We start from the raw sequence: 5,454 nt of genomic DNA on the forward strand, positions 1-5,454 counted from the left end.
TCCCGACCATCGCGGTCGAGCCGCCGCGCAGCCCCGCGCAGATGGAGCGCGCGGTCAAGGGCCTGGTCGACGGCCGCTACCAGTGGGTGGTGTTCACCTCCACCAACGCGGTGCGCGCGGTGTGGGAGAAGTTCGGCGAATTCGGTTTGGACGCGCGCGCTTTCAGCGGCGTGAAGATCGCCTGCGTCGGCGAGGCCACCGCGGAGAAGGTGCGCTCCTTCGGCATCAACCCCGAGCTGGTGCCGTCCGGTGAGCAGTCCTCCGAGGGCCTGCTGGCCGACTTCCCGCCCTACGACGACGTTTTCGACCCGGTCAACCGGGTGCTGCTGCCGCGCGCGGACATCGCCACCGAGACCCTCGCCGAGGGTCTGCGCGACCGCGGCTGGGAGATCGACGACGTCACCGCCTACCGCACCGTGCGCGCGTCCCCGCCGCCCGCGGAGACCCGCGAGATGATCAAGACCGGCGGCTTCGACGCGGTCCTGTTCACCTCGTCCTCCACCGTGCGCAACCTGGTCGGCATCGCGGGCAAGCCACACGCCCGCACCATCGTGGCCTGCATCGGCCCGAAAACCGCCGAGACCGCCATCGAATTCGGCCTGCGCGTGGACGTGCAGCCCGAGGTAGCCCAGGTCGGCCCCCTCGTCGAAGCTCTCGCCGAACACGCCGCCCACCTCCGCGCCGAGGGCCTGCTGCCCCCGCCCCGCAAGAAGAGCCGCCGCAGCCGCTGAGCTTCCGGCCGAGACCGATAACTATTCCGGGCCCCCGCATCGTCGAGATGCGGGGGCCCGGAGTGGTTCGGAGTATGGGGCAAACGCCCATTGAAATTGTGGCATTTCATTTCGGGGCGAACTGCCTATGCTGCGTTCAGTATTCGATTCTCGAAGGGGGAAAAGTGATGCAGCGCATGGTGGCCGGTTTGATCCTGACGTCCGCGATCGCCTTCGTGGCCCAGCCCTCGGTGGCTTCGGCGACACCCGCGCCCGTTGCCCCGATCGGCGACAGTACTTCCACTGGGAGCTCGGTCTCGACCGTGTTGCTGGGGTTGCTGGGACCTCTGTTCAGCGGCACCAGTGGCAGCCCGTGCACAGCGCATTGCGATCCCAACAGTTAGGGGTGGCCTGCTGCGGTCGAGGCTCTCCGACGTCCTCTTGTGTGGTCGTCGGAGAGCCTCCCCCGTCGTTCAGCGCTGGGCCGCCATCAGGCGGCGGACCATGCGGCAGGTGGCGTCGGAGGGCCAGTGGACGCCGACGACTTCGGCTGTCTCGCGGATCTTTTCGTTCGTGGCCTGGTCCGGGCTGAAAGCGCCGGAGTCCAGGAGGGCGATGGCCAGGCGCATCGCCTTCAAACGTCGGTTGTGCGAGATGTACCACGAGCGCGGGCGTCCCGCGGGCAGCGGCTGCTTGGCCAGCGGCACCCACGCGTGATCGATCGCGTCCCCCTTCTTCGGCACTCCGGCCTGGTTCCTCTTGTCGGACATGCTGGTAACTGCTGCGAGCACGACCACTCCTCCCGTCGCGATCCGGATTCACGGTGCTCGTTCGAACACCGCTCCTCCATCGAACACATCTTCGATTCTACCCGGACCCACCGACAAAATCCGCTGCTCACAATGTCTTTCAAGGTCATCGGCGGGCGGGCCGACGAGGCGCGCGCACCCGGTGTAACGGGCGGGCATATCATGCGGGTATGACCGGAATGGACCGCCCTCGGCGGTTGCGCCGCACTCCCGCCATGCGTCGGCTCGTCGCCGAGACCAGCCTGGAGCCGCGGCATCTGATTCTGCCCATGTTCGTGGCCGACGGGCTCGACGAGGCGCGTGAGATCTCTTCCATGCCAGGCGTTTACCAGCACACCATGGATTCGCTGCGCAAGGCCGCCGTGGAGGCGGTGGCGGCCGGGGTCGGCGGCCTCATGCTGTTCGGCGTGCCGAAGGCGGAGGACAAGGACGCCCTCGGCAGCGGGGCCAGCGATCCGGACGGGATCCTCAACCGCGGGCTGCGGGCGCTGGTGCACGAGGTGGGCGGGTCCACGGTCGTGATGGCTGACACCTGCCTCGACGAGTTCACCGACCACGGGCACTGCGGCGTCCTCGACGCCGACGGCGCGGTCGACAACGACGCCACCCTCACCCGCTACGTGGAAATGGCGCTGGCACAGGCGGAAACCGGTGCCGACCTGCTGGGCACCAGCGGCATGATGGACGGTCAAGTGGGCGCGATCCGGGACGGCCTGGACGCCGCCGGGTACGCCGACACCGGCATCCTCGCCTACGCGGCCAAGTACGCGTCCGCCTTCTACGGCCCGTTCCGGGAGGCGGTCGGTTCCTCGCTGCAAGGCGATCGCCGCACCTACCAACAGGATCCGGCCAACCGGCGCGAGGCGATTCGCGAGCTGGAACTGGATCTCATGGAGGGCGCCGACATCGTCATGGTCAAGCCGGCCATGTCGTACCTGGATATTCTGCGCGAGGTCGCGGATCGGTCCACCGTGCCGGTGGCGGCCTATCAGATCTCCGGCGAGTACGCGATGATCACCGCGGCCGCGCAGAACGGCTGGATCGATCGCAAGGGCGCGATCCTGGAATCGCTGCTCGGCATCCGGCGCGCGGGTGCGGACATGGTGCTCACCTACTGGGCCACCGAAGCCGCGCACTGGCTGGCGTGAGCCGGATCGAGTAGCTGTCGACGTGAATCCGATGGTCCCGCCGGGCATTTCGCGCCCGGCTCCCGAAGACGTGCGCACCGCCGGTCAACTCTGGTACGCGGCCCTGGGGGTCGGGGTGGTGCAGTTGATCGCCACGCTGATCGCGCAGTTCGGGCAGCGGCGGGAACTGGCGCAGCAGATGTTCGACCAGGTGAAGGCGCAGCAGCCGACCGTGACGCTGCCGCAGGTGCAGGTCTGGGTGGTGATCGTGTTCGTGCTCGTGGCGCTGTTCTGGCTGGTGCTCACCGGCGTCGGGGTGGCGTTCGTGTATCAGCTGGGACGCGGAAAGAACTGGGCGCGAGCACTTCTCACCGGATTCGGGGTCTTCCTGGTGATCGGCGCGGTGAGCACGCTTTTCGGTTTCGGGGGCAAGGAGGGGGTGGCCGGACTGGTCGCGGGCGGCGCCGGAATCGTGCAGGCGGTGCTGGCGGGCGGCGCCGTATTCCTTTGCTACCGGGCCGAATCCGAGGCATTCTTCCGTCCCCCGGCCCAGTAGATACTTCCGAGTTTGTTACGGGCGTACTAACGGGTAAGGTGAGGGCAGTCACAGGGATTTTCGGGAACCGGCAGCCGGTCGCCATACGTTGTGTTATGGCGCGTTGGGGCGCCGGGAAGGCGGAGCAACGATGCGAGTGGTGATCCAGCAACCGCACAGCCTGCGGCGGGATGTCTTGGTGCTGAGTCTGCTGTTCCTGTTCGGACTGCTCACGCTCGCCGTGCTGTTGATTCCGGGCCTGGCCCGCTGATCGATCCCGCGCTCTCTACGCTCGACGCATGAGTGAGTCCATCGACGCCCCCGGGGCCGTGCTGTTCTCCGAACCCGGCGCGCGCTGGCGGACCATCGCCTACGGGCCCGCGATGTGCGCGATCATCCTGCTGATCGAGGTGATTCGCGGCGGGGCCGTCCACTGGTTCGGCCTGGCCTTCTGCGCGCTGCTGCTGGCCGGATTCGTCTGGCTGCAGGTGGTGGCGGGCAAGCGGCACATCAGTGTCGAACTCACCGCGGACACGCTGCGCGAGGGCACCGAAACGATGCCGCTGCGCGACATCGCCGAGGTGCTGCCGGAGGATGACGAGGAGTCCTGGGATTATGAGGACTGGCAGTCGGCGCGGGCGCTCGGGGAACTGAGCGGAGTGCCGCGGCGGCGCAAGGGAATCGGGCTGAAGCTCACCGACGGCCGCCTGGTGCAGGCATGGGCGCGCGATCACGTCACCCTGCGCGCCGAGCTGACGGCCGCGCTGGAACGGTTGAACGGTGGGACGGTCGAGGAGAAGAAGGAGGCGCAGTGATGCGGTGGCTGACCGTGTTCGCCGAATTCGTGCTCGTACCGCTGCTGGTGGTGGCGGCGGTGTGGTGCTGGCGCAATGGCATTCAGACGACCGTGTTCAAGCCGCAGGGTGATGTTCCGGCGTTCAGCGCCACGCGCTATGTGGGGCCGTGGCTGGCCGTGGCCGCGGCGGCCGCGATCGGGGCGGGGCTGCTGATGATCGATGTGCTGGCGCGGGCTTTCCGCCGGGCGCGCTGACGTTTTCACTGCGACACACCGTTGTCCGGGGGTGCGAAGTCGGGTTTTGCCTTGGACTCGTCCGGGTAAGCGCGGAACATGATGGGCATGAAGCGCACAGATCTCGTGAAACGCACCGCCGCCGCGGTGCTGGCCACCGGGGTTGTCGGCGCTGTGGCCGCGGCTCCGGCCGCGGCTTCGGTGGATGCCGTCCCGGATTTCCGGTCGCAGCCAGCATCGACGTCCTGGCAGGACCTACTACCGCCGCAGCTGGATTGCCTGCTCTCCACCGGATGGGCGGTGTTCTGCCTGGGGATTCCGCTTTCATAGCGGACCGTGTCAAGGGCTGGTGGCGGCGCGCCCGCAGACCGTGCCGCCATTAACCCGATCGGCGCTCAACCCCAGTTCTGGTAAATATCCAGCACTCGTCCGCCGCGTGAACCCGGGGCGTTGAAGAAGACCACCACATTGCCGTCGGGGTGATCCCCCGCCTCCATGATCACCTGGCGCAGTGAGGCATGTACGCCGCCCTTGTCGTCCTTATAGATGTTGGTGTCGGGCTGCAGTCCGGCACCCATTCGGCTCAAGGGCACGAACATACTGATCACGGCAGGTAATGGGCCGTCAGCGATGGCGACGGTCTCGTCGTGCGACAAGGCCACCCCCACCCGGCCCTGATCGATCTGGGCCACCGGCACTCCGGCGGACGCGGTGCCGCCGCCGGCCACGATCCCGGCCGCGACCGCTGCGATTCCAACCCCGAACAGAACGACCCGCATCGTTTCGCCCTCTCGCTGAAGCCGTCTCCTGCGTCGAGACATTACGCACTGGCAATCGGCTAGCGAATAACGTTGTCCGAAACTCACTCCGGCGTGTTGCCGGTCGGGCGAGTCGGGTCTGCGCCGGGTTGCCTCTGGAGTGCGGAGTTCACCGCGAAGTGCGAGGATGGCGGGTTCGGCTGTGGGAGAGCCCACTCGACTACACCCTGTCGTGGACGGCGTTGGGGGCGGCTGAGAGACTGGGTGCCGTGAGTTCTTCTCCGCGTGTGAGCCAGGTGTCGGTCCCGGTCTCAGCTCAACTTTTCGAACGCGCTGCGGCGGTCATTCCGGGCGGCGTGAATTCGCCGGTGCGCGCGTTCAACTCCGTGGGCGGGACGCCGCGATTCATCGCGTCCGCGCGCGGCTGCACGCTGACCGATGCCGACGGCAACGAGTACGTGGACCTGGTGTGTTCGTGGGGCCCG

At 67.6% G+C, this 5,454-nt stretch carries 8 protein-coding genes and 1 pseudogene; 7 read left to right on the forward strand and 2 right to left on the reverse strand.

Translation table 11 applies throughout. The features are described 5' to 3' along the window. A partial coding sequence (locus ACWELQ_RS36975) for a uroporphyrinogen-III synthase (RefSeq protein WP_452401667.1) occupies nucleotides 1–731 on the forward strand: 731 nt, incomplete at its 5' end. Between the two features lie 452 nt (nucleotides 732–1,183). Here the strand turns inward: ACWELQ_RS36975 and ACWELQ_RS36980 are convergent. Then, the gene (locus ACWELQ_RS36980; RefSeq protein WP_452401668.1) at nucleotides 1,184–1,501 is read right to left on the reverse strand and encodes a hypothetical protein; all 318 of its coding nucleotides are present in this window, start codon (nucleotides 1,499–1,501) and stop codon (nucleotides 1,184–1,186) included. 188 nt (nucleotides 1,502–1,689) lie between these two features. On the opposite strand from ACWELQ_RS36980, the gene hemB reads away from it, so the two are divergent. The 5 genes from hemB to ACWELQ_RS37005 all read left to right on the forward strand — a co-directional run bounded on the left by hemB (nucleotide 1,690) and on the right by ACWELQ_RS37005 (nucleotide 4,541). Then, nucleotides 1,690–2,667: a porphobilinogen synthase gene (hemB, locus tag ACWELQ_RS36985; RefSeq protein ID WP_452401669.1), complete on the forward strand. Its 978-nt coding sequence runs from the start codon at nucleotides 1,690–1,692 to the stop codon at nucleotides 2,665–2,667. 31 nt (nucleotides 2,668–2,698) lie between these two features. Next, nucleotides 2,699–3,202: a hypothetical protein gene (locus ACWELQ_RS36990; RefSeq protein ID WP_452401674.1), complete on the forward strand. Its 504-nt coding sequence runs from the start codon at nucleotides 2,699–2,701 to the stop codon at nucleotides 3,200–3,202. 278 nt (nucleotides 3,203–3,480) lie between these two features. Then, on the forward strand, nucleotides 3,481–3,996 hold the full coding sequence (locus tag ACWELQ_RS36995; protein WP_452401670.1) for a hypothetical protein: 516 nt from the start codon (nucleotides 3,481–3,483) through the stop codon (nucleotides 3,994–3,996). After that, complete coding sequence (locus tag ACWELQ_RS37000; RefSeq protein WP_452401671.1) at nucleotides 3,996–4,232, forward strand: hypothetical protein; 237 nt, start codon at nucleotides 3,996–3,998, stop codon at nucleotides 4,230–4,232. Before ACWELQ_RS36995 ends, ACWELQ_RS37000 begins: the two co-directional genes overlap by 1 nt. An 87-nt stretch (nucleotides 4,233–4,319) precedes the next feature. After that, nucleotides 4,320–4,541, forward strand: a complete 222-nt coding sequence (locus tag ACWELQ_RS37005; protein ID WP_452401672.1) for a hypothetical protein — start codon at nucleotides 4,320–4,322, stop codon at nucleotides 4,539–4,541. Between the two features lie 65 nt (nucleotides 4,542–4,606). On the opposite strand, the gene ACWELQ_RS37010 is transcribed toward ACWELQ_RS37005, so the two are convergent. Continuing rightward, entirely contained in the window at nucleotides 4,607–4,990 is a 384-nt protein-coding gene (locus ACWELQ_RS37010) for a hypothetical protein (protein ID WP_452401673.1), read from the reverse strand. A 248-nt stretch (nucleotides 4,991–5,238) separates the two neighbouring features. Here ACWELQ_RS37010 and ACWELQ_RS37015 point away from each other — a divergent pair. Next, a pseudogene (locus ACWELQ_RS37015) lies at nucleotides 5,239–5,454 on the forward strand (glutamate-1-semialdehyde 2,1-aminomutase); the annotation flags it as partial.

It is taken from the genome of Nocardia sp. NPDC004722 (assembly GCF_053601505.1).